At 67.4% G+C, this 22,264-nt stretch carries 21 protein-coding genes; 12 read left to right on the top strand and 9 right to left on the bottom strand.

Annotated elements, in window-relative coordinates; genetic code table 11:
• Positions 1-7: 7 nt before the first annotated feature.
• Together FHW94_RS10115 and rpe are read right to left on the bottom strand one after the other, a co-directional pair.
• Positions 8-1,990 (bottom strand): heparinase II/III family protein, encoded by a 1,983-nt coding sequence (locus tag FHW94_RS10115; RefSeq protein WP_349237488.1) that lies wholly within the window; start codon positions 1,988-1,990, stop codon positions 8-10.
• Positions 1,991-1,994: 4 nt separating this feature from the next.
• A complete protein-coding gene (gene rpe, locus FHW94_RS10110) occupies positions 1,995-2,657 on the bottom strand; it encodes a ribulose-phosphate 3-epimerase (protein WP_168555713.1) in 663 nt (220 codons plus the stop codon).
• 277 nt (positions 2,658-2,934) lie between these two features.
• Between rpe and FHW94_RS10105 the strand changes: the two genes are divergently transcribed.
• The 3 genes from FHW94_RS10105 (at position 2,935) to FHW94_RS10095 (ending at position 5,255) form a co-directional block, all read left to right on the top strand.
• The gene (locus tag FHW94_RS10105; protein WP_349237487.1) at positions 2,935-3,489 is read left to right on the top strand and encodes a DUF2141 domain-containing protein; all 555 of its coding nucleotides are present in this window, start codon (positions 2,935-2,937) and stop codon (positions 3,487-3,489) included.
• A 53-nt stretch (positions 3,490-3,542) separates the two neighbouring features.
• Positions 3,543-4,493 (top strand): 2-hydroxyacid dehydrogenase, encoded by a 951-nt coding sequence (locus tag FHW94_RS10100; RefSeq protein ID WP_168555712.1) that lies wholly within the window; start codon positions 3,543-3,545, stop codon positions 4,491-4,493.
• Positions 4,494-4,628: 135 nt separating this feature from the next.
• Positions 4,629-5,255, top strand: a complete 627-nt coding sequence (locus FHW94_RS10095; protein WP_168555711.1) for a methyltransferase domain-containing protein — start codon at positions 4,629-4,631, stop codon at positions 5,253-5,255.
• A 242-nt stretch (positions 5,256-5,497) separates the two neighbouring features.
• On the opposite strand, the gene FHW94_RS10090 is transcribed toward FHW94_RS10095, so the two are convergent.
• Positions 5,498-6,325, bottom strand: a complete 828-nt coding sequence (locus FHW94_RS10090; RefSeq protein ID WP_168555710.1) for a hypothetical protein — start codon at positions 6,323-6,325, stop codon at positions 5,498-5,500.
• Between the two features lie 120 nt (positions 6,326-6,445).
• Between FHW94_RS10090 and lipB the strand changes: the two genes are divergently transcribed.
• Together lipB and FHW94_RS10080 are read left to right on the top strand one after the other, a co-directional pair.
• On the top strand, positions 6,446-7,135 hold the full coding sequence (gene lipB / locus FHW94_RS10085) for a lipoyl(octanoyl) transferase LipB (RefSeq protein WP_168555709.1): 690 nt from the start codon (positions 6,446-6,448) through the stop codon (positions 7,133-7,135).
• Entirely contained in the window at positions 7,132-7,431 is a 300-nt protein-coding gene (locus FHW94_RS10080; RefSeq protein WP_168555708.1) for a hypothetical protein, read from the top strand. Before lipB ends, FHW94_RS10080 begins: the two co-directional genes overlap by 4 nt.
• A 136-nt stretch (positions 7,432-7,567) precedes the next feature.
• Here the strand turns inward: FHW94_RS10080 and FHW94_RS10075 are convergent, their stop codons facing one another.
• The 6 genes from FHW94_RS10075 to FHW94_RS10050 all read right to left on the bottom strand — a co-directional run bounded on the left by FHW94_RS10075 (position 7,568) and on the right by FHW94_RS10050 (position 12,578).
• Positions 7,568-8,689, bottom strand: coding sequence for an alkene reductase (locus tag FHW94_RS10075; RefSeq protein WP_168555707.1), 1,122 nt, complete (start codon positions 8,687-8,689; stop codon positions 7,568-7,570).
• A 179-nt stretch (positions 8,690-8,868) separates the two neighbouring features.
• Positions 8,869-9,855, bottom strand: a complete 987-nt coding sequence (gene nadA / locus FHW94_RS10070) for a quinolinate synthase NadA (RefSeq protein ID WP_168555706.1) — start codon at positions 9,853-9,855, stop codon at positions 8,869-8,871.
• A 232-nt stretch (positions 9,856-10,087) separates the two neighbouring features.
• Positions 10,088-10,750: a DUF4230 domain-containing protein gene (locus tag FHW94_RS10065; RefSeq protein ID WP_168555705.1), complete on the bottom strand. Its 663-nt coding sequence runs from the start codon at positions 10,748-10,750 to the stop codon at positions 10,088-10,090.
• Entirely contained in the window at positions 10,732-11,652 is a 921-nt protein-coding gene (locus FHW94_RS10060) for an MBL fold metallo-hydrolase (protein WP_210425601.1), read from the bottom strand. The genes FHW94_RS10065 and FHW94_RS10060 overlap by 19 nt, the downstream gene beginning before the upstream one ends.
• Positions 11,653-11,691: 39 nt before the next feature.
• The gene (locus FHW94_RS10055) at positions 11,692-12,195 is read right to left on the bottom strand and encodes a DUF1465 family protein (protein ID WP_168555704.1); all 504 of its coding nucleotides are present in this window, start codon (positions 12,193-12,195) and stop codon (positions 11,692-11,694) included.
• A gap of 185 nt (positions 12,196-12,380) precedes the next feature.
• Positions 12,381-12,578 (bottom strand): DUF465 domain-containing protein, encoded by a 198-nt coding sequence (locus FHW94_RS10050; protein WP_168556075.1) that lies wholly within the window; start codon positions 12,576-12,578, stop codon positions 12,381-12,383.
• 353 nt (positions 12,579-12,931) lie between these two features.
• On the opposite strand from FHW94_RS10050, the gene FHW94_RS10045 reads away from it, so the two are divergent.
• The 7 genes from FHW94_RS10045 to FHW94_RS10015 all read left to right on the top strand — a co-directional run bounded on the left by FHW94_RS10045 (position 12,932) and on the right by FHW94_RS10015 (position 22,236).
• Positions 12,932-13,090 carry a DUF465 domain-containing protein gene (locus FHW94_RS10045; protein WP_168555703.1) on the top strand — a complete coding sequence of 53 codons (159 nt, stop codon included), beginning with the start codon at positions 12,932-12,934 and terminating at the stop codon, positions 13,088-13,090.
• 223 nt (positions 13,091-13,313) lie between these two features.
• Positions 13,314-15,587, top strand: a complete 2,274-nt coding sequence (ptsP, locus tag FHW94_RS10040) for a phosphoenolpyruvate--protein phosphotransferase (RefSeq protein WP_210425600.1) — start codon at positions 13,314-13,316, stop codon at positions 15,585-15,587.
• 139 nt (positions 15,588-15,726) lie between these two features.
• Positions 15,727-16,740: a helix-turn-helix domain-containing protein gene (locus FHW94_RS10035; protein ID WP_168555701.1), complete on the top strand. Its 1,014-nt coding sequence runs from the start codon at positions 15,727-15,729 to the stop codon at positions 16,738-16,740.
• A gap of 198 nt (positions 16,741-16,938) precedes the next feature.
• Entirely contained in the window at positions 16,939-17,994 is a 1,056-nt protein-coding gene (locus FHW94_RS10030; protein WP_168555700.1) for a tetratricopeptide repeat protein, read from the top strand.
• Positions 17,990-18,967: a tRNA lysidine(34) synthetase TilS gene (gene tilS, locus FHW94_RS10025; protein ID WP_168556074.1), complete on the top strand. Its 978-nt coding sequence runs from the start codon at positions 17,990-17,992 to the stop codon at positions 18,965-18,967. The genes FHW94_RS10030 and tilS overlap by 5 nt, the downstream gene beginning before the upstream one ends.
• A gap of 112 nt (positions 18,968-19,079) precedes the next feature.
• On the top strand, positions 19,080-21,032 hold the full coding sequence (gene ftsH / locus FHW94_RS10020; protein ID WP_168555699.1) for an ATP-dependent zinc metalloprotease FtsH: 1,953 nt from the start codon (positions 19,080-19,082) through the stop codon (positions 21,030-21,032).
• Between the two features lie 196 nt (positions 21,033-21,228).
• Positions 21,229-22,236 (top strand): ligase-associated DNA damage response exonuclease, encoded by a 1,008-nt coding sequence (locus FHW94_RS10015; protein ID WP_168555698.1) that lies wholly within the window; start codon positions 21,229-21,231, stop codon positions 22,234-22,236.
• The last annotated feature ends 28 nt before the right edge of the window (positions 22,237-22,264 follow it).

Below are 22,264 nucleotides of genomic sequence, written 5' to 3'. Positions count from 1 at the left end.
AAAATTCCTATCTCATCTTCTTGAGCAGCCAGGAGAAACTTTCTCCGCTGCGCGGGATCTTGGCCGTGATGACAAGCTGGCGCGTGCCCAGCGGACGGCCCAGCCCATCGGCCCAGAGCGATTCCTCGATCGTCACCGGCTCCCGCCCCGAACGGAACTGCCACAGGCCGCCGTCGGGCAGCGCGAGGGTGACGCCAAGGCCGTCCTGGCCCTGCGCCAGCTCGATATGCGGGCCAAGGTGGAAGCGCAAGGCAACACCGATCATGCCGCGCTTGCCTTTCTTGCCCTGGGGCACCAGCAGGTCTTCGCCGCGCAGTTCGGTGCCATCGTCGCGCAGGATCAGGATGCGCTGGTGCAGCAGGCCATAGCGGCTGACATAGCCGTTGTGGCTCGCCTCGATCCGCGTGGCAGACTGTCCGGCCGGTCCCGGTGCAGCGGCGGCATAGCTGCCATCGGCCTGAAGCGTGCGGCGGTCCACTTCCACTTCGGAAACGCCGCTGCCCAGCTTGCCGTTGATCAGGACGGCGGTGGAATTGAAATCGTCGATGGTCAGCGTGGAGTGGGCCGCCGTCGCGCGCAGGCCCTGGGCCAGGCGCAGCGGGATGAGCCCGCCGGCAAAGGCCGCGCCCCCGCAATTGACGATCAGGCGTTCGGCGCCGTGGCTGAATTCGAACGCCAGGGTAGAGGCGCAGCCATCGCGCGCGTGGCGGGCGATCGGCGGCGGCGCGGCATCGAGCAGCAGGACAGACTTGGCCGCCGTGATGCGCTGGTATCCCCATTGCCGCGCATCGCGCAAAGGCCGGGTGCGCACGCCGCTGGCCTTGACCAGCGTGGCGATCTGCTCGGCCGGCACGGCACCCGCACCTTGCCAGCTGCCCAGCGCACCATCGCCGTGGAGCAGCGCCAGCAGCGGCGGCACCAGCAACGACAGGATCGTCTCGATCTGCTGGGGCGGATCGCGGCGCACGGCGGCATAGCAGGCCTTGAGCCGCACCAGGATGGTGATCGCCTCGATCTGGCCCAGCGGACTGCGCGAGAGGACGCCGCCATCGTCGCCCACCATGTCGCCCAGCGCGCGAATCAGTCCGGCCTCGCCAAACAGGCGGCGCGGGCCGCCATCGGCCATGAGCAGCCCGGCGGCGGTGATCGCCGCCCAGCCGGCCACTTCGCCCAGCTTGTCATCTGCCCGCGTCACGTGGCGATCGAGCCAGCGCGCGGTTTCGGCCATGGCATGCAGCACGCGGCTGCGAAACTTCTTGTCGTTGCCCGAAAGCAGCAGCGGCGCGTGGATCAGCCAGGTGAGCAGGCGATGGCCGGTGTGGCCCACGTCCCAGGCGGGGCTGGCATTGGGCTGGGGATTGGCGTTGAGCCACATGCCCAGCACGCGTTCGGCCACGGGCGTGCATTGCGCGCGCGGCCCGCTCGCTTCGAGATCGGGCAGCCAGGCAAAGCCATGGACCATGCGTTCGAACGGCGGGGGCAGGCGCGGGCCGGTGAACTCGGTGTCGGCAATCGCCTGCTTCATGCCGTGCACCAGGAAATGCCCGGCGCGCAGGGCCTTGCCCGCTGGCACGTCACCGGGCAGCGGATTGCTGACGGTGGCGGTCAGGCGCGGGCGTGCCCGCTTGCGAAACGGCTGGAGCGCGCCGGCCGGCAGGCCCAGGCGATAGGCAAAGCGCATGAAGCGTTCGCCCGCGCTTACCGCCGGGGGCGAGAAATCGGCCAGTGCCAGGGCGCGGCCGGGCTCCACCACTTCGGGGCGCGGCGGCGTGTCTTCGTCGGTGGGCATCGGGCGCGGCAGCGGGGGCAAGGAGGGCGAAGGCGCTGCGGGTGCTTCACGCCGCAGCGGCTCGCGGTCCAGCCCCAGGGGCAGGGCGGGGCTGTCCTCGTCTGCGGAACGGGCCTGGTCGGCAGAACGGGCTTCGTCCGCAGAACGGGCTGGGGCCTTGGCAGCCTGGCCGCGTGCGATGGAGAAGCCGGGTTCGCCCACGGGGTCAGTCGATCCTTTTGAGCGCCGCGATATTGGCGGCATAGTGATCGGGGCCGCCCTTGAACGTGGCGGTTCCGGCCACCAGCGCATCGGCCCCGGCGGCCACGCACTGGCGGGCGGTGGTCGTATCCACGCCGCCATCCACTTCAAGGTGGATGGGCCGGCCGGTCTTGTCGATCATCTTGCGCACCGCCTCGATCTTGCGCAACTGGCTGGAAATGAAGCTCTGCCCACCAAATCCGGGGTTCACGCTCATCACCAGGACCAGGTCGATATCATCGATCAGGTAATCGAGCATCTTGGCCGGCGTTGCCGGATTGAGCGCAATGCCCGCCTTCTTGCCCAGGGCCTTGATCGCCTGGACCGTGCGGTGGATGTGTGGGCCGGCTTCGGGATGGACGGTGATGATGTCGGCACCGGCGTTGGCGAATGCCTCAAGGTAGAGGTCCACCGGGCTGATCATCAGGTGCACATCAAACGGCTTGGCGGTGTGCGGGCGCAGCGCCTTCACCACGGCAGGGCCGATGGTGATGTTGGGCACGAAATGGCCGTCCATCACGTCCACATGGATCCAGTCGGCACCGGCGGCATCGATCGCGCGCACTTCCTCGCCCAGCCGGGAAAAATCGGCAGATAGGATCGAGGGGGAAATCAACGGCACTGGCATCGACATCAGATCCGATCACAACACATTAGGCAGCGCCCCGATGGGGCAGGTGGATGACCCCGGCGGGGAAGAGATAGCCCGGCCCGGCGAATTCGCCAAGCGGGCGCCTGATGGCGCTTAACCGCGCCGAATCGGCGCCACAAGCAAAGTTTGCCGTTTGTGGCGCAGGCTTTGTCCGGTTTCGGGGCTGATTGGTGCCAACTGGCTCCGTTTGCGTGGCAAATCGGCTTGGCAACAAGGCCACGCCCGCGCGGCAAATGCATGGCCATGCGCGTGGGTGTGCCGCAGCCTCTTGCCATCGGCGGCCGGGCTTGCCATCGACAAGGATGTGAAAAGGCTGAACTCCACCCTGCAACGGTTCGCTGCCATCCTGGCGCTGGTCCTGGCGCCGGCACCCGCGCTGGCGGCCAGTCACGATGTGCGCCTGCCCCCGCTTGGTTGTGTCGGCCCGCCCAGCGACACCTGGCTCAATGTCACGATCGACAAGGTGCGCTCTGATCGCGGGGTGATCGCCTTGACGGTCTATCCCGATGACCAGCGCAAGTTCCTGATCGACGGCGGCTCGCTCTATGTCGGCCGCGTGCCGGCGCGCGCGGAAAAGACGAAGCTGTGCCTGTTCCTGCCCCAGCCGGGCATCTATGCCCTGGCCGTCTATCACGACGAGGACAATTCCGGCGCGCTCAACCGCATCGGGCCGATGGGCCTGCCGGCAGAGGGTTTCGGCTTTTCGGGCAATCCGGGTTCGATCGAAAGCCTGCTGGAGTTTCGTTCGGTGCGGCTGGCGGTGCCACGCACCAACCTGTCCACCCGCATCCGCCTGCGCTATCCCTGACGCTGCCCCGATAAGGGGCTGACTTTGTTGGACGGCTGGCTATCCTGCCGGGCATGACCAAGCCTGCCGTCCTGGCCGCCGCGCCGTTCCCGCCCTTTACCATGGAACCCCTGGAACAGGCCTTTGCCGTTCACCGCCTGTGGGAGGGGCTGGACCAAAGCGCGGCCGGATCGATCCGCGCGCTGGCCACCAACACCCTGTTCGGGCGCCTTGGGGCCGAGGTGATGGATCGCCTGCCCGCGCTTGAGATCATCGCCAATTTCGGCGTGGGCTATGACAACATCGATATCGATGCTGCCGTGGCGCGCGGCGTGGTGGTGACCAACACCGGCGGCGTGCTGGACGAGGAAGTCGCCGATCTCACGCTGGGCCTGCTCCTGGCCACGATCCGCCGCTTGCCCCAGGCAGAGCGCCACTTGCGCGCCGGCCTGTGGGAAAAGGGTGCCTTTCCGCTTTCGCCCACGCTGCGCGGGCGGCGGGTGGGCATCCTGGGCCTGGGCGCGATCGGCAAGGCCGTGGCGCGGCGGCTGGAAGGCTTTGGCGTCGATATCGCCTATCATGGCCGCAGCCGGCAGGAGGGGGTGGCCTATCCTTGGTATCCCACGCCCGTGGCTCTGGCACAGGCGGTGGACGTGCTCGTGGTGGTGGTGCCCGGTGGGCCGGCCACGGTGGGGCTGGTCGATGCGCAAGTGCTGGCCGCTCTGGGCCCGCAAGGCGTGCTGATCAACGTGTCGCGCGGCACCGTGGTGGACGAAACCGCGCTGATCGCCGCGCTTCAGGACGGGACGATCCTGGCTGCCGGGCTCGACGTCTTTGCCCGCGAACCGCATGTACCCGCAGCCCTGCTGGCGCAGGACAACGCGGTGCTGCTGCCGCATGTCGGCTCGGGCTCCGTCGCCACGCGCACGGCCATGGGGCAGTTGATGATCGACAATCTGGCGGCCTGGTTCGACACCGGCCGCGCGCTCACCCCGGTGCCGGAAACGCGGCATTTGCAGGGCTGATCGGTTTGTTGCGGAACGCGTGTGTTCGATAACGGTTCATCGCAAGGCACTGTCCGGCGCGTCGAACGCTTGCAATAGTGCCGCGGATTTGCAACTTGCGCGGTTCACTCACGAAGATAGGGATGCCTGTCCACAATGAATTCGACCCAGGCGGCGCGTGCCCCTTTGCATCAGCGGGTTCGGCGCAAGGCGGAACGGATGTTCGGTCCGGCGGGCATTTTCTTCAAGGGCTTTCTCAAGCACCCGGTGATGGTCGGCGCGATCGTGCCGTCCTCGCGCCGCACGATCGCGCGCGTGCTGTCCAAGGTGGATTGGGAACGCTGCGACCTGTTCGTGGAATATGGCCCGGGCGTGGGCACGTTCTGCCAGCCGGTACTCGATCGCCTGCGCCGCGATGCGCGGCTGATCGTGATCGACACCAATCCCGATTTCATCAACTACCTGGCCCGCACCATCGGTGACAGCCGCTTCATCGCGGTGCACGGATCGGCGGCCGACGTGGAAAGCATCGTGCGCCAGCACGGCTTCGACCATGCCGACTACGTGCTGTCGGGCCTGCCGTTCACCACGCTGCCCGAAGGCGTAGGGCCGGCGATCATGGCAGCCACGAAAGCCGTGCTGCGCCCCGGTGGCGCGTTCCTGGTCTATCAGTACACCGCGCGGGCGCGGGCGCTGATGAGCCGCTATTTCCGCCGCATCGACAAGGATTTCGAGCCGATCAACGTGCCGCCCTGCGTCATTTCCTGCGGCTGGAAAGACTGAGCGCCAGCGCCCGTTCGGTAATGGAACGGGCGCGTTTCGTTTTTTAGAGACTGTTTGGAAATCCGGCTTTGCCGGATATGCGGCACCGGCCCTCTCCCCCACCCGACCTCCCATAGGGTACTATCGTCGGGAGGTCGGCCCCCTCAGCGAAAACGTCCCCCGGACGTTTTCGGTGCCTTCGGGACGGGAGAGGGCCGGTGCCGCAACGAAAATGCGCCTTGGCGCATTTTCAAAACGGACTCTTACAGCTGCTCGAACGGACGAGGCAGGTCCTTGGTCAGCTGGCCGTGGACGGCCGCCAGCATCGCCACGAAATAGGTGTAGCCCACCGAATAGAGCAGTGCGGAAACCGCTTCGTTGACGAGGCGGGCGGTTTCGCTGTCGGCGCCCAGCAGTTGCGCGGTGATCAGGCCGACCAGCATCATAACGACGCTCATCGCCACCAGGAACACCACCAGGGCGAGGCCGAGGAAGGCCAGGATGCGTGCCGTGTTGCCGCGCGTGAGCGCAAGGCTGGCGCGGATGGCCATGACGGGATTGTGGGTGCGCCCAACGCCCAGCACCGGGCCGACCATGATCGTGCGCAGCATGGGATAGACCACCGCGGCGATCCCGGCGCCGGCCGCCACGGCCGCTGGCACGCGCAGCGCCATGAGGACGCCGCTGACCACGGTCATCAGCAGCACGGCGAACAGGCCGACCAGCACCTGGGCCAGGAAATAGGCCGGCACGCGCGCGGCGCAATTGCGCAGCGCCTGGCCCACGGTGGGGCGGGTGCGATCGAGAATGCCCACCAGCATGGTGATGAACCCGGTGATCTGCAGCAGGGTCAGCGGCAGCAGGTAAGGCAGGTTGCGGGTGTAATAATCCTGCATCACCTGGGCGAGTTGCTGTTGCGTCATTTCCGGCGTGACGGCCGGCGGCGCCACGAACACGGCCCAGGCCAGCATCGGCAGCAGGAAGAACACGCCCGCGATCGCCAGCAGCACATCGGCATTGGCCGAAACGATGCGGGTGGCGCCCTGCCAGGCGGCCATGCTGTCCAACGGGGCGATCAACGGTTTGCTCACGGGAATTCCTCAGGCCTTGCTTTGCCCATGCCCTAGCAAAGCCTGCGCGCCTGCGCACGTGTCTTACCGCCTTGTGCCCCCTTGCTTTAGGCGCCTGTCGGGGCCAAGTCGGAGCGCATCATGCGTATGCCCGATATCGTGCCCGATCCGATCGAGATCGTCCGTGAAACCGCCCCGGTGCCCTATCGGCCCGCGCTGGAGGCCATGGCCGCGCGCAATGCCGCGATTGCCGATGGCACGGCGGGCGACATGCTGTGGCTGCTCGAACACCCCCCGGTCTATACCGCCGGCACCAGCGCGGATCGCGCCGAACTGCTCGATCCGCGTTTCGAAGTGGTCGAGGCCGGGCGCGGCGGGCGCTATACCTATCATGGGCCGGGCCAGCGCATCGGCTATGTCCTGCTCGACTTGCGCAAGCGCGCGCGCGACGTGCGCGGGTTCGTCCATGCCGTGGAAGGCTGGGTGATCGATACCCTGGGCGATTTCGGCGTCACCGCCTGGCGCGCGGAAGGGCGCATCGGCATCTGGTGCGCCGGGGCCGATGGGCGCGAAGCCAAGATCGGCGCGATCGGCGTGCGCATCCGCCGCTGGGTGACGATGCATGGGTTTTCGGTGAATCTGTCGCCCGATCTTTCGCACTTTGGCGGCATCGTGCCGTGCGGGATCGAGGAATTCGGCGTCACCAGCCTGAAAGACCTGGGCCGCGAAGTGAGCAGCGCGCAGTGGGACGAGGCGCTGCTGGCGCGGCTGCCGACGTTCCTGGCCAAGCTCGACCTGGCCTGCCCGCCCGTGGTGGAGACGAAGTCATGAAGATTGGGGCCATGAAGATCGCGCCTGCTCTTGCCCTGCTTCTTGCATTGGGCGCCTGCCAGAAAGGCGCCGAGCCGGAGAAGGGCGCGGCCAAGGCGGCTGGCGGCGAAGTGCTGCCGGGCAGCGTCAGCGACGCGATGATCGACCTGGATGGTGCCACCGGCACGCCGCCCTTGCAGCCGCCGCCCAAGGCCAAGGCCAGCGCCGCCGCGCCGGAAGCCGCCGCGAGCGAGGACGCGACGGCACCGGCTGCGGACACGCCGGCTGCGCCTGTTGCCGCACCGGCAGCGCAGTAAGCCAAGGCGGGATTTTCCCCTCCACCACCGCTTCGCGGCGCTCCCCCTCCCCATTTGCATGGGGAGGATCGGGAAGATCCTCCCCGCTTGGCGGGGAGGTGGCAGCCCGCAGGGCTGACGGAGGGGCGGGAGTTTGTCAGACGGTTTCTTCGGCCAGGGTGGGATAGTCCGCATAGCCTTCGGGCACCGGGAAGTACCACGATTCGGGCACGTTCTTGTTGGGTGCCAGGGGGGCGTCCTTGGCGATGCGTTCGACCAGGTCGGGGTTGGAAATGAACGGGCGGCCAAAGCTGATCGCGTCCGCCCGGCCCGATGCGACATCTGCGGCGGCGCTTTCGGGCGTGTAATCGCTGTTGAGCACCAGCGGGCCGGTGAAGTGCTGGCGGAACAGGCCGTCCTGCTGCGGCACGTCGGTGGCGCCGAAGGTGCCATCGGGGCCAGGCTGGCGCAGTTCGATGAACGCGGGCTTGAGCTTTTCCAGTTCCTGCGCCGCGAGGGTGAACACGGCGGCCGGGTTGCTGTCATCCACCCCTTGCGAATCGCCGTTGGGCGAAAGGCGCACGGCGACGCGATCGGCGCCCCACACCGCGATCAGCCGCTCCATCACTTCGCGTAGCAGGCGCACGCGGTTTTCGGGGCTGCCGCCATATTCGTCGGTGCGGAAATTGGACGAATCGCGCAGGAACTGGTCGATCAGGTAGCCATTGGCGCCATGCAGCTGCACACCGTCGAAACCGGCTTTCTTCGCGTTTTCGGCGGCACGGGCATAGTCATCGAGCAGGCGCGGAATCTCGTCGAGGCGCAGCGGGCGTGCTTCCACCGCGTCCTTGCGGCCTTCGAAGGTGTGGACGTGGCCGGGCACGCGCGTGGCAGAGGCCGAAACCGGCGGCTGGCCATCGTTGAAATCGGGATGGACGACGCGGCCCATGTGCCAGAGCTGCGCGACGATGCGGCCGCCGGCTTCGTGCACGGCGTCGGTCACCGGCTTCCAGCCTTCCACCTGGGCATCGGTCCACAGGCCAGGTGCATAGGGCCAGCCCAGCCCTTCCTGGCTGATCCCGGTGGCTTCGGAAATGAGCAGGCCGGCGCTGGCGCGCTGGCGATAGTACGTGGCCATGATCGGCGTGGGCACTGCATCGCGGCCCGCACGGCCGCGGGTGAGCGGCGCCATGAGAATGCGATTGGGCGCGGAAATGGCGCCCAGCGCGATCGGCTGGAAAAGCGCTTCGTGATGGGGCTGGCTGGAAGACTGGGTCATGCACGCCTCTTGCTGTAAGGAAATTGAGTTGTTCTTTGCAACGTAGTTTGCCCATGACTGTGCCAGGGCGCAAGGGGGCACGGCGGATGGGCCTCCAGATTTTGCTTGGAACGCGCAAAGAAAAAGCCCGGGTGGCCGATTGGCTCCCGGGCTTTTGGGACAGGTGAATTATAGAAAGATCAGGGGCGCCCGAGATCGCCCTGGCCCACCGTGGCGCTGGCCATGGCCAGCATGGCATCCAGGCTTTTCTTGGCCTCCAGCCGCAGGCCTTCCTCGATCTCGATCCGCGGGCTCAGGTCACGCAAGGCAAGATAAAGCTTTTCCAGCGTGTTGAGCGCCATGTAGGGGCAGATATTGCAGTTGCAGTTGCCGTCGGCACCCGGCGCACCGATGAAGGTCTTGCCCGGCATCGCCAGTTCCATCTGGTGGATGATGTGCGGCTCGGTCGCCACGATCAGGGTGTCGCCCTCCATCGCCTTGGCATAATTGAGAATGCCGCTGGTGGAGCCGACATAGTCGGCATGATCGACGATGTGCGCCGGGCATTCGGGGTGGGCGGCGACGGGCGCATCGGGGTGCTGTGCCTTGAGCTTGAGCAGCTCGGTTTCGCTGAAGGCTTCGTGCACGATGCACACGCCCGGCCACAGCAGCATGTCGCGCCCGAACTTGCGGTTGAGATAGCCGCCCAGGTGCCGGTCGGGCCCGAAGATGATCTTCTGTTCGGGCGGAATCTTGGCGAGGATCGTCTCGGCGCTCGATGACGTCACGATCACGTCCGAGAGGGCTTTCACCTCGGTCGAGCAATTGATGTAGGTAAGCGCGATGTGATCGGGATGCTGCGCACGGAACGCGGCAAACTTGTCGGGCGGGCAGGAATCCTCAAGGCTGCACCCGGCGTCGAGGTCAGGCAGCACCACGATCTTTTCGGGGCTGAGGATCTTGGCGGTTTCGGCCATGAACTTCACGCCGCAAAAGGCGATCACTTCGGCATCGGTGGCCGCGGCCTTGCGCGAAAGCTCCAGCGAATCGCCGACGAAATCGGCCAGGTCCTGGATTTCGGGGCGCTGGTAATAGTGCGCCAGGATCACGGCCTTGCGCTCGATGCGCAGGCGGTCGATTTCGGCGCGCAGATCAAGGCCGGACAAGTTGGTGGGCTGGGCCGTCATGGGTCGCTCCTGCTGCCGGGCCAACACGGCATGCCCGGCTTCCTTGGTGGGCGACTTAGGGGCGCGAAGGCCCGATGCCAAGCGGGGATTGGGAAATGGCCCTTCCGTCAGGCCTGCGGCCAGCCACCGCCCTATCGCGGATGGGGAGGATCTTGTTGTGATCCTCCCTGCCGGAGGCGGGGAGGTGGACCGCCGCGCTGCGGTGGTGGAGGGGCCTTTTCAGCGGGCCGTGTCAGCGCCCGGTATCGCCGTCGATCGTCACGTTGACGGTGACTTTGCCATAGCCGGCCACTTGCAGCGGAATTGCCAAGTTCTGGCGCACGGCGTCCTTGGCGGCATTGCGCGCCAGGCCCATGAGCACGGGATTGGCGGCTTGCTGGGTGGCCAGCTGTTCAGCCAGGCGGGTGTTGTCTCGCGTCAGCTTGTCCTGCGCGGCGCGGCTGATCCACACGCCTTCGCGCAAATATTGCGCGCGGGCTTCGTCCAGGTTGGGGCGGCTCAGGCGCAAGGGCGGCAGGCGCACCGACAGCGTCTGGCTGGCAGCGTCCCACGCCATGCGGTCGGTGTTCATCTGCGAAAGATCGACCGTGTAATCGACGCGGGCAGGGATCACCGCCACTTGCTTGGACTGCACCAGGCCGAACAGGCGGCTGTCGTCGCTGGACACCACCGGGGCCATTTCGGCGCTGAACACAGTCAGGCTGTTTTGCCGTTCGAATGCCACGAGGCTGGTGGCAAGCGGGCTGCCGATGTCCTGCGGTTTCCACAAGAGCCATGCAAACAGGCCGGCCAGGGCCAGCGCGGCCACGAACAAAAGCCAGGGCAGGGCGCTGCGCCGGGCAGGCGAAGCGGGGCGTGTCGCAGCGGGCGGCGAGGTCAGCTTGGTATCGTCCATTGTTCCCCCGAACGAACGACCCGGCCCTGGCGTTCCAGATCGAGCAGATGCGCCAGCACAGAGCGGCCGGCCGCGCCGGTCAGGCGCGGGTCCAACCCCTTGTACATCTGCGCCACCATGGCCGGAATATCGTGCGTGCCGCTTTCCAGCACGCGCAGGATCTGCCGCTCGCGCTGGCGGCGATGGCCCAGCATTCCGCGCACGAACTGGTGGGGATTGGGAATCGGATCGCCATGGGCGGGATAATAGATGCGGTCCTGCGGCCGATCGTAGAGCTTCTGCAACGACGCCATGTAGGCGGCCATGTCGCCATCGGGTGGCGAGACCACGCTGGTGGACCAGCCCATCACATGATCGCCGGTAAACAGCGCGCCGCTTTGCTTGAGCGACAGGCACAAGTGGTTGCTGGTGTGGCCCGGCGTGGCCACCGCCTGCAGCGTCCAGCCATCGCCGTGCAGTTCCTCGCCATCGGCCAGGATGCGGGCCGGGGCGTAATCCGGGTCGAACGCGGCATCGGCGCGCGGGCCATTGTCTTCGAGTGCCAGCGGCGCGCAGCCGATGATCGGTGCGCCGGTCAGTGCAGCCAGGGGGCGCGACGCGGGGCTGTGGTCACGGTGGGTGTGGGTGCACACGATCGCGGCGACGCGGGCGGTGCCCACCGCCGCCAGGATCGCGGCGACATGGCCTTCGCCGTTGGTATCGGCATGCCCGGCCACCCCGGTGCCATCGGGGCCCGGATCGATCACCGCCACGTCCCGCCCGGCGCCGACGAGGTAGGTCTGCGTGCCGGTAAAGGTATAGGGCGACGGGTTTGGCGCCAGCACGCGCCGCACCAGCGGCTCCAGCTGCTGGGCCGCGCCCGTGTTCCACGTGGAACGATCCGGAAGGGAAGAACTGGCCATGGCCATGCTATGGGGACGCACGCCCCCGGGTGCAAGCCGTCAGCCCGCTTCGGCCAAGGCCAGGCCCAGCCTTTCGCGCAGGCGGGCCAGCGCCAGGGGCAGGTGGTCGGGCGATGCTGCAAGCCCGGCCGGTTCCTGCCAGGCCTGCTCAAGCCGGTGGATGCGTTGATAGAGCCGCTCGCTTTCTCGCACCACATCCTGGGCGGCGCCCGGCAGGTGCGCCACGCTGGCCGGGTCGCTGGCGGGGAAATGCGCGATCAGGCGGCCATGGCGGCGCAGTTGCAACGCGGTCAGTTCGCCCGCGAACCAGGCGCGATGGTTGAGCAGCCAGGCCAGGCAATGCATGATCCGGGTGGTGGTGCGCAGCGCTTCGCAACTGGCCTGCACCCGCATCAGGTCTTCGCTGCCGGGATGGCTGCCGCCATCGTTGGCGGGTTGCAGGCGCAGCAGTTGGAATTCCGCGCGCGCGCGATCGGCCAGGGCCAGGGCCTGCTCGTAAAGCGCCTCGACGATGCGCGGATTGGCACTGGGGGTAAGCGGCATGGTGGCGATCTGGAAGAGAGGCGTTCGTAGAAAACGCAATGGGTCTATCCGCCGCATAAGACCGATCGCCCGGCGCACTCAATGCCCCGGCCGGCCCGGTGCCCAACCGCTTTGCCGCTGTCTCGATACGGAACGCTTTGCCGCCGCCGTGCGCGCCTGGCACGTGACCAATCAAGTATTTGATTTCACGCAATAATATCGGGTATGAGATAGTCTTCCAGCATGGAAATCTGATCGCGCAGCAGCAATTTGCGCTTTTTCAACCGGGCCACCTGCAACTGGTCTACCGCGCCGTTGAGCGTGAGCGCATCGATCGCCACGTCAAGATCGCGATGCTCGAGGCGCAGGGCCTCCAGTCGCTTGCGCATTTCCTCTTCGGTCACACCCACCACTCCCGAACCCAATTGCAACGCGCACCCACGCCCAAGCTGCAACATCCCTCCCAACCGTCGGCCTGCCACTGCCGGCCTTGGGCGTGAAAATCCCATTGGGCGTGCATGGTGCACATTTCGTCACCGCCGCCTACACATGAACGCGATGCCGGTGCGACCCGGCGTGCTTCCCCTTGCAAGATACGGCGAATGTGGGACCATGACAACGCACCGACTGTTGACGACTCGCAGAACAGAAGCATCGGAGCCGAAGACATCGGGGCCGACCGCGTGGGAATGTCTCCCGCACGGGTTTTGACCGGGTGGCGGCCTATCCCGGCCCGCGCCCTTCAGGAGGTCAACGCATGGAAACGACGCACATCACCGCCTTGCAGACAAAGCACGCCGGCCTGGAACGCCGGATTTCCGAGGAAATGGCTCGGCCAGCCCCCGATGTGGCCCTGCTCATGCAGCTCAAGCGGCGCAAGTTGCGCATCAAGGAAGAACTGGCGCTGCTTCACTGATCCCACCGCGCCAGAACCATCCAGAACCAAGCGAATATGCACCTGGATTGATGAAGGCCGGCTCCCACCACGGGGCCGGCCTTTTGCGTAGGCATGATACTTTGACCGGGCCGGGACGTGGCCGGCGCAGCGGGCGCCGCCGCAGCAGAGTTGCATACGAATATTTCCGCAATGGCAGCAGGCCCCGTTTGCAAACCCGATGGGCTGCGCTAGGCCTTTGCAGATGTTGACTGCCGTTGCCTCTGCCCGCGCGATCCTCACCTCGCTGCACGAGGTCATGGCCTCGCGCTCCGGCGCGCAGGCCAAGCTGAACCGCATCGTCGACGTGATCGGCGAGAACCTCAACAGCGAAGTCTGCTCGATCTATCTGCTGCGCGAAGGCATGCTGGAACTGTTCGCCACGCGCGGGCTGGAACAGGCTGCCGTGCACGTCACCCGCATGGCGGTGGGCGAGGGGCTGGTGGGCACGATCGCCCAGAATATAGAGACGCTGAACCTGGCCGAGGCCGCGTCTCATCCCGACTTCGCATTCCGCCCCGAAACGGGCGAAGAGCGCTTTCACTCGTTTGCCGGCGTGCCGATCGTGCGCCGCCAGCGCGCGGTGGGCGTGGTGGCGGTGCAACATGTCGATCCGCGCCGCTATGAAGAGGTGGAGATCGAGGCGCTGCAGACCGTCGCCATGGTCCTGGCCGAACTGATCGCTAATGCCGAACTGATCGACGACGAGGACGTGGCCGGCGTGCCCGACCACCTGACGGGGCCCGATCGTCTCAAGGGCCAGACCCTGGTGAAAGGCCTGGCGGTGGGCCAGGCGGTGTTCCACCAGCCGCGCGTGACGATCGAGCATGTCGTGGCCGAAGATACCGAGGCGGAGCGCCAGCGGGTCTATCGCGCGTTCGACAAGATGCGCGAGCAGATCGACCGCATGGCCAGCCAGGCCGAATTCGGCGTGGGCGGAGAGCACGAGGAAGTGCTCGAGACCTATCGCATGTTCGCCTACGACGAAGGCTGGAGCCGCCGCATCAACGAGGCGATCGATTCCGGCCTGACGGCAGAAGCCGCGATCGAGCGCGTGCAGCAGCGCACCCGCATGCGCATGCGCCAGATCGACGATCCCTTGCTGGCCGACCGCATGCACGACCTGGAAGACCTGTCGAACCGCCTGCTGCGGATCGTCTCGGGCCAGCTGGGCACGGCCGCGAGCATGGGGCTGAAAGGTGACGCGATCCTGATCGCGCGCAACTTGGGCCCGGCGGAACTGCTGGAATACGACCGGCGCCGGCTGAAGGGCGTGATCCTGGAAGAAGGCTCGCTCACCGCGCACGTGGTGATCGTGGCACGGGCCATGGGCATTCCGGTGGTCGGCCGCGTGCGCGCGCTGCGTGGCAAAGTGCGCGATGGCGATATCCTGCTGGTGGATGGTGACCAGGGCGTGATCGATGTGCGCCCGGCGCCCAGCCTGGTCGAAGCGTTCGAAGCGCGCTTTGCCAAGAACCGCGAGCGCCAGGCCCATTACGCCACGATGCGCGATGTGGAGCCGGTCACGCGCGACGGGCAACGCATCACGGTGATGATCAACGCCGGCCTGCGCGACGACATGCCGATGCTGCCGCTGACCGGGGCCGACGGCATCGGCCTGTTCCGCACAGAATTCCAGTTCCTGGTTTCGGCGACCATGCCCCAGCGCGAGCGGCAGACCCGGCTCTATCGCGATGTGCTGGAAGCGGTGGGGGATCGCCCGGTGGTGTTCCGCACGGTGGATATCGGCGGGGACAAGGTCCTGCCCTATCTGCGCCACAACGACGGCGAGACCGAGGAAAATCCGGCCATGGGCTGGCGCGCGTTGCGCGTGGCGCTGGAGCGCGATGGGCTGCTCAAAGTGCAGGCGCGCGCACTGATCGAGGCGGCCGCCGGGCGCACGCTCAACGTGATGTTCCCGATGGTGACCGAGCCGTGGGAATTCGATGCGGCCAAGGCGGTGTTCGAAAGCCAGGTGGCGTTCCTGCGCAAGCAGAAGAAGCTGCTGCCCGAAGCGATCCGCTATGGCGCGATGCTGGAAGTGCCGGCGCTGGCCGAATGCCTCGATATCCTGGCGCCGCGCCTGTCGTTCCTGTCGATCGGCACGAACGACCTGACGCAGTTCCTGTTTGCCGCCGATCGCGCCCATCCCAAGCTGGCCGAACGCTATGACTGGCTCAGCCCAGCGATCCTGCGCTTCCTGGCGCGGGTGGTGCGCGATGTGGCGCCGTTCGGCACGGCGTTGACCGTGTGTGGGGAAATGGGCGGGCGGCGGCTGGAAGCGCTGGCGCTGCTGGGGCTGGGCATCACCCGCCTGTCGATCACGCCGGCGGCGGTCGGCCCGGTCAAGGAACTGATCCGCAAGGTGGATCTGGGCGAGATTCGCAGTGCGATGGACGGCTGGTTGCGCGCGCCGCAAGCCGACATGCGCAGCGTTCTGGCCCAGTGGGCCTGTGCACAGGGCATCGATTGCGATTGAACCGGGTTCGCATGGCCGTTTTCGCCGGTTGCGCGCCGCAAAACGGTTGACTTTCGCGCAATTGCAACGATCCCCTTCTAGCGGCTTTTCATCAAGCCACCGGGTTGCAAAACAAGCATAGAAAGACGGGAGCCGCGCCTTGGCCGACTCGATCGGGTCAGATTTCCATTCCCCCCAGCCAGACGCAGCCGCCCCGGCTGGCGTGCCAGATCGCGTGGGCGCAACCTTGCGCGCCGCACGCGAAGCGCAGGGGCTTTCGCTCAAGGATATTGCCGCGCGCACGCGCATCACGGCGCGCCATGTCGAAGCGCTGGAAGCGGGCGACTATGACAGCCTGCCCGGCCGCCCTTATGCCCTGGGTTTTGCTCGCAGCTATGCCAAGGCGGTGGGGCTGGACGAAGCTGCGATCGCCCAGGCCGTGCGCACCGAATTGAGCGCCCGCGCGCCCGCGCCGGAAACCCGCGTGATCCACCAGTTCGAAGCCGGCGATCCGGCCAAGACGCCTTCGCGCCTGGTCAGCTGGCTGGCGGGCCTGCTGGTGGTGGCGGTGCTGGGGCTGGGGCTGGTGTTCTGGCGCAGCTATTACTGGCCCTCGGCCGAATTGCCCGCGCTGGTCGGCCCGGAAGAGCCCAAGCCAGTGGCGGCCAAGCCGGCCGCGCAGCCCAGCGCCTCGGCGCCCGCCGCCCGGCCCAACGGTCCGGTGGTGTTCACCGCGCAGGAAGACCGCATCTGGGTCAAGTTCTACGATGGCAGCGGCAAGCAACTGGTGCAGAAGCTGATGGCCAAGGGCGAAACCTATACCGTGCCCGATGGCGTCACCGATCCCAAGCTGTGGACCGGGCGTCCCGATGCCCTGACGATCACCATCGGCGGCCAGGCCGTGCCGCGCATTGCCGACAAGCAGGGCATCGTCAAGGATGTGGCGGTCAGCGGACCGGCGCTGTGGGCCCGGGCCGACCGCGCGGCAGCTGCCGCGCCAGCGCCGGCCGGCCAGGCCGTTGCCGCCGGTGCGGACGCTGGCCCGGCACATCGCCTGGTGCGGCGGCGCACGGCAACGACCGCCCCGGTGAGCGCCGATGCTGGCGGTGACGCCGCCGCCCAGCCGGCCGTGGCCAATGCGGCGCCCGAAACGGCAGCGCCCGCAACGAATTGATCGGTACCAACCGATCGGCCGGAATCGCATCAAGGCTCGACTTGTCGCGCGCGGTGCGGCACCTTGTGGCCCTTCGCAAAACATCGTGGGCGGCAGGCTGCGTGCCTGCCCATCCAGCACATTCACGCAGCATTGGCAAAGCATGCGCCGGGGGGCGGATGCTGTCGGGGGCGGCAGATGATCGAGACGGGAGTTACCATGAAGACCAAGTTCCGCACGGCCAGCCCCACATTGCGCCAGGCGCGCCAGGGGCTGGTGCCCGGGGCCGCGCTGTTTGCCGCCATGGGCCTGGCCCTGGCCGGCATGCCGGTGCTGCCGCAGGCCGCCCATGCCCAGTCCGTGGGCAATCCGGGTGAAACCACCGAGGCGCGCCTGCGCCGGCTGGAAGCGGAAATCCGCGCCTTGCAGCGCAAGGTCTTTCCCGATGGCGCCGGCCGCACGTTCGGCCCCGAAATCACGGCCACTCCGCCTTCGGCCACGCCGCCGCCGCCCAGCGTGGCGACCACGCCGCTGACCGACGTGCTCTCGCGCCTGGATGCGGTGGAAGCGCAGCTGCGCCAGGTGACCGCCGCGAGCGAGGAAAACCAGAACCACCTGAGCAAGCTGGACAGCCGCGTTGCGGCACTGGAAACCGCCGCAGCGCCGCCGGCGGGGGCACCCACGCCCACCGGCAATTCCGGCTTCCCTGGCGGACCGACCGGGGCGAGCGCCGCACCCGCCACGCGCCCGGTGCCCCCGGGTGACGCTTCGACCAGGGCGCCGACCGTTACGCCGACCGTTGCATCCACCCCGGCGCCGACCCCGGCCAAGCCTTCGCCCGATCGCGTCGCGGCCGTCGCGGCGATCGAGAAGCCGTCGACCGGCGACAAGCAGGCCGACGAATACACGTATGGCTTTCGCCTCTATGACGCCAAGTTCTATCCCGAAGCGCAGGTGCAGCTGACCAAGTTCGTCACCACTTATCCCAAGGCCAAGCAGATCAGCCTGGCGCGCAACCTGCTGGGCCGGGCCTATCTGGAAGATGGCAAGCCGGGCACGGCGGCGCAGTGGTTCCTGCAGAACTACCTGGGCGACAAGAAGGGCGATCGCGCGCCCGACAGCCTGCTCTACCTGGGCGTGGCGATGACCCGCATCAACGACACCAAGCGCGCCTGCGGCGCCTTTGCCGAACTGCGTGATGCCTATCCCGACCAGATCGCCGGCCGCCTGAAAAGCCAGTACGACACCGCGATCAAAGGGGTGAAGTGCGATTGAGCCTGCGCCCGAAGACCTGATCCGCTTCACCCGCGATTGGGCCGCGCTGGGGCTCGATGATGCGGCGCGCGTAGGGCTGGCGGTTTCGGGCGGGCCGGACAGCTGCGCGCTGCTGCTGCTCGCCGCAGCACACTGCCCCGAACGCATTGCCGTGGCCACGGTGGACCATGGTCTGCGAGCCGCGGCTGCGGCCGAGGCGCAGGAGGTGGCCGCGCTCTGCGCGCGATTGAGGGTGCCCCATGCCACGCTGAAGATCGACCTGGGTGGCGGCAGCGCCATCCAGGCCCGTGCCCGCACTGCGCGCTATGCGGCGCTGGCCGGTTGGGCGGGCGCGCAGGGCCTGGCAGGCCTCGCCACGGCGCACCACCTGGACGACCAGGCCGAAACCCTGGCCATGCGCCTCAACCGCGGGGCGGGGGTGCGGGGTCTGGCCGGCATGCGCACACAGGCCATCGTGCCGGGCAGCCAGGGCCTGCCGCTATGGCGGCCCTTGCTGGGCTGGCGCCGGGCAGACCTGGCCGCGGTGGTGGCACGCGCCGGCGTGGTGGCGGCCGATGATCCGTCCAACCGCGACGACCGCTTTGAACGGGTGCGCGTGCGCGCCGGGCTGGCCGGTGCCGATTGGCTCGACCCGGCCGGCTGGGCCGCCAGCGCGCAGCATCTGGGCGAAGCCGATGCCGCGCTGGACTGGGCGGCGCGGCAGCTTTTCGTGCAAGGCTGGCAGAGCGTGGGTGACGGGCACGGGGGCATGCTGGCGGTGCCGGCCGATCTGCCCCAGGCCCTGGCCCTGCGCCTGCTGGAGCAGGTGCTGGCGGCGCTCGATGCCGGAGCAAATGCCCTGCGCGGGGCAGAGCTGGCACGCTGGCATGGCGCACTGGCGCAAGGGCAGGTGGCGACACTGGCCGGGCTGCGCGGCGAAGGCCGGGGGCCGATCTGGCATTTTTCGCGCGCCGCACCCCATCGGGCAGGGTGAAAAACACCGCTTTCGTGCCGTTATTGCAGCCTTGGGCGGGTCACGCGCGATTCGGCAACTTGCCATTCAGCGGATCGCACCTACCTTCCCCAGTGAAAGGATTGCGTGACCGATGAACGATGACCAGCCGCAGGGAAATCCCTGGATGAAGAGCCTTCTGGTGTGGGGGGGTATCTTCCTCGCCCTGCTGCTCGTGGTCTCGATGTTCGGGGCACGCAGCGATGCTTCGGGAACGCAGATCGGCTATTCCGATTTCCGCGCCCGGGTGGCCGAAGGCCAGGTGCGCGACGTGCAGATCGGCGCCGACAAGATTTCCGGCACGCTGAAGAACGACCAGACCTTTACCACCACGCCCGTGGACGGGGACAAGGAACTGCTGCCCAAGCTGTTGCAGGACAACAACGTGCCCTACACCGGCAAGGCGCAGGAAGAGCCCAACATGCTCGTGTGGGTGCTGGCGCAATCGCTGCCGTTCCTGCTGATTCTGGGCGTGGCGTTCTTCGCCCTGCGCCAGGTGCAGAAGGGTGGCGGTTCGGGCGCCATGGGCTTTGGCAAGTCCAAGGCCAAGCTCCTGACCGAGCGTTCGGGCCGCGTGACGTTTGACGACGTCGCCGGCATCGACGAAGCGCGCGAGGAACTGCAGGAAATCGTTGAATTCCTGCGCGATCCCAGCCGCTTTTCCAAGCTGGGTGGCCAGATTCCCAAGGGCGCGCTGCTGGTCGGCTCGCCCGGTACCGGCAAGACCCTGCTGGCCCGCGCGATTGCCGGCGAAGCGGGCGTGCCGTTCTTCACCATTTCGGGTTCGGATTTCGTCGAAATGTTCGTTGGCGTGGGCGCGAGCCGCGTGCGCGACATGTTCGAACAGGCCAAGAAGAACGCGCCGTGCATCGTCTTCATCGACGAAATCGACGCGGTGGGCCGCCATCGTGGCCATGGCCTGGGCAATTCCAACGACGAGCGCGAGCAGACGCTGAACCAGCTGCTGGTGGAAATGGATGGGTTCGAGGCCAACGAAGGCATCATCATCATCGCCGCCACCAACCGTCCCGACGTGCTCGATCCCGCGCTGCTGCGTCCCGGCCGCTTCGACCGCCAGGTGGTGGTGCCGGTGCCCGATATCGAGGGCCGCGAAAAGATCCTGGGCGTGCACATGAAGAAAGTGCCGTTGGCGCCCGACGTGAACCCGCGCGTGATCGCGCGCGGCACCCCCGGCTTTTCGGGCGCGGACCTGGCCAACCTGGTCAACGAAGCCGCCCTGCTCGCCGCGCGCCGCAACAAGCGCCTGGTGGCCATGCAGGAATTCGAAGACGCCAAGGACAAGGTGATGATGGGCGCGGAACGCCGCTCCATGGTCATGACCGAAGACGAAAAGAAGATGACCGCCTATCACGAGGCCGGCCATGCGATCGTCTCGGTGTTCGAGCCGGCTTCCGATCCGATCCACAAGGCCACGATCATCCCGCGCGGCCGCGCGCTGGGCATGGTCATGCGCCTGCCCGAACGCGACAGCTATTCCTATCACCGCGACAAGATGCACGCGAACCTCTCGGTTTCGATGGGCGGGCGCGTGGCCGAGGAAATCATCTTCGGGCACGACAAGGTCTCGTCGGGCGCCTCGGGCGACATCCAGTATGCCACGGGCCTGGCGCGTTCGATGGTGACCAAGTGGGGCATGTCGGAAAAGCTGGGGCCGCTGCAGTATGAAGACCAGCAGGAAGGCTATCTGGGCATGGGCGGTTCGGCCCGGCTCATGGCCTCGGAAGACACCAACAAGCTGATCGACAGCGAAATCCGCGCGCTGGTGGACCAGGGCTATGCCCGCGCCGTGGAAATCCTGCGTGCCAACGAAGACAAGCTGCACCTGCTGGCCCAGGCCCTGCTGGAATACGAAACGCTGACCGGTGACGAGATCAAGACGCTGATGGACGGCGGCCAGCTGGAACGGCCCGAAAGCTTCTCCGGCCCGGCCCGGCCGATCGCCGCACCCGGTGCCACGGTGCCGCGCGCCGGGCGCCGTTTCGTCGGCGGTGGCAGCAACGGCGGGTTGCAGCCGCAGGGGGCTTGACCCTCGATCCTCCCCGCGCGCGGGGAGGTGGCAGGCCGCAGGCCTGACGGAGGGGCGACGCCTTGCGCTGCTGCTGCCCCTCCGCCACCGCTTCGCCGCGGTTCCCCTCCCCATCGATGATGGGGAGGTTTTTTGCGCCCATCTGGCCCAACGCCCATCTGGAACCCAAGGGGCCTGCGGTCCATTGTCACCGCACATGGCCCTTGACCTTGCCTGGATTCGCCCCGAGCCGCAGGGCATCTATCTGCCCCCGGCCGATGCCTGGATCGATCCGGCGCATGCCGTGGCCCGGGCGCTGGTCACGCACGGGCATGCCGACCATGCGCGCGGCGGGCACGGGCAGACCGTCGCCACGGCGGCCACGCTGGCGATCATGGGCTTGCGCTATGGCGTGATGCCCGAAGGTGGGCGCGTGGTGGACTATGGCGGCAGCATAGACCTGGATGGCGGTATCCGGGCCACGTTCGTGCCCGCCGGGCACGTGCTGGGTTCAGCCCAGATCCTGCTGGAGCGCGATGGCCAACGCGTGGTGGTGACAGGCGATTACAAGCGTCGGCGCGATCCCACTTGCGCACCGTTCGAAGTGGTGCCCTGCGACGTGTTCATCACCGAGGCGACGTTTGGCCTGCCGGTGTTTCGCCATCCGCCGATCGACGAGGAAATCGCCCGCCTGCGTGAAGCCCTGGCAGCCCATCCGCAGCGTTGCGTGCTGGTGGGCGCCTATGCCCTGGGCAAGGCGCAGCGCCTGATTGCCGAACTGCGCCGTGCGGGGCACGATGCGCCGATCTTCCTGCACGGGGCGATGGAGCGGATGTGCGGCCTCTATCGCGAATGGGGCATCGACCTGGGTGACCTGCGCCCGGTTGCCGGCGTAGCCAAGGCCGACGTGATGGGGCACATCGTGGTCTGCCCGCCATCGGCGCTCAACGACCGCTGGAGCCGGCGCCTGCCCGATCCGATCACCGCGATGGCATCGGGCTGGATGCGGGTGCGGCAGCGCGCGCGTCAGCGCAACGTGGAATTGCCGCTGGTGATTTCCGACCACGCCGATTGGGATGAACTGACCGCGACGATCACCCAGGTGAACCCGGCCGAAACCTGGATCACCCACGGGCGGGAAGAAGCCTTGCTGCGCTGGTGTGCGCTCCACCAGCGCCCGGCACGTGCCCTGGCGCTGGTGGGGTATGAGGATGAAGATGATTGAGCGGCGCAGATGACGGATCCGCTCCGCG

Source organism: Novosphingobium sp. SG720, assembly GCF_012275365.1.
In the GTDB taxonomy this organism is placed as follows: domain Bacteria; phylum Pseudomonadota; class Alphaproteobacteria; order Sphingomonadales; family Sphingomonadaceae; genus Novosphingobium; species Novosphingobium rhizosphaerae.
Note: the sequence above shows the minus strand (reverse complement) of the source record. Positions and strands in the feature narration are given on the sequence as shown.

Bases quoted from the DNA above. Each gene is read 5' to 3' on its own strand.
- rpe (WP_168555713.1), bottom strand. From the start codon at position 2,657: ATGCCAGTGCCGTTGATTTCCCCCTCGATCCTATCTGCCGATTTTTCC.
- FHW94_RS10100 (WP_168555712.1), top strand. From the start codon at position 3,543: ATGACCAAGCCTGCCGTCCTGGCCGCCGCGCCGTTCCCGCCCTTTACC.
- FHW94_RS10095 (WP_168555711.1), top strand. From the start codon at position 4,629: ATGAATTCGACCCAGGCGGCGCGTGCCCCTTTGCATCAGCGGGTTCGG.
- lipB (WP_168555709.1), top strand. From the start codon at position 6,446: ATGCGTATGCCCGATATCGTGCCCGATCCGATCGAGATCGTCCGTGAA.
- FHW94_RS10080 (WP_168555708.1), top strand. From the start codon at position 7,132: ATGAAGATTGGGGCCATGAAGATCGCGCCTGCTCTTGCCCTGCTTCTT.
- FHW94_RS10075 (WP_168555707.1), bottom strand. From the start codon at position 8,689: ATGACCCAGTCTTCCAGCCAGCCCCATCACGAAGCGCTTTTCCAGCCG.
- nadA (WP_168555706.1), bottom strand. From the start codon at position 9,855: ATGACGGCCCAGCCCACCAACTTGTCCGGCCTTGATCTGCGCGCCGAA.
- FHW94_RS10065 (WP_168555705.1), bottom strand. From the start codon at position 10,750: ATGGACGATACCAAGCTGACCTCGCCGCCCGCTGCGACACGCCCCGCT.
- FHW94_RS10060 (WP_210425601.1), bottom strand. From the start codon at position 11,652: ATGGCCAGTTCTTCCCTTCCGGATCGTTCCACGTGGAACACGGGCGCG.
- FHW94_RS10055 (WP_168555704.1), bottom strand. From the start codon at position 12,195: ATGCCGCTTACCCCCAGTGCCAATCCGCGCATCGTCGAGGCGCTTTAC.
- FHW94_RS10045 (WP_168555703.1), top strand. From the start codon at position 12,932: ATGGAAACGACGCACATCACCGCCTTGCAGACAAAGCACGCCGGCCTG.
- ptsP (WP_210425600.1), top strand. From the start codon at position 13,314: ATGTTGACTGCCGTTGCCTCTGCCCGCGCGATCCTCACCTCGCTGCAC.
- FHW94_RS10030 (WP_168555700.1), top strand. From the start codon at position 16,939: ATGAAGACCAAGTTCCGCACGGCCAGCCCCACATTGCGCCAGGCGCGC.
- ftsH (WP_168555699.1), top strand. From the start codon at position 19,080: ATGAACGATGACCAGCCGCAGGGAAATCCCTGGATGAAGAGCCTTCTG.
- FHW94_RS10015 (WP_168555698.1), top strand. From the start codon at position 21,229: ATGGCCCTTGACCTTGCCTGGATTCGCCCCGAGCCGCAGGGCATCTAT.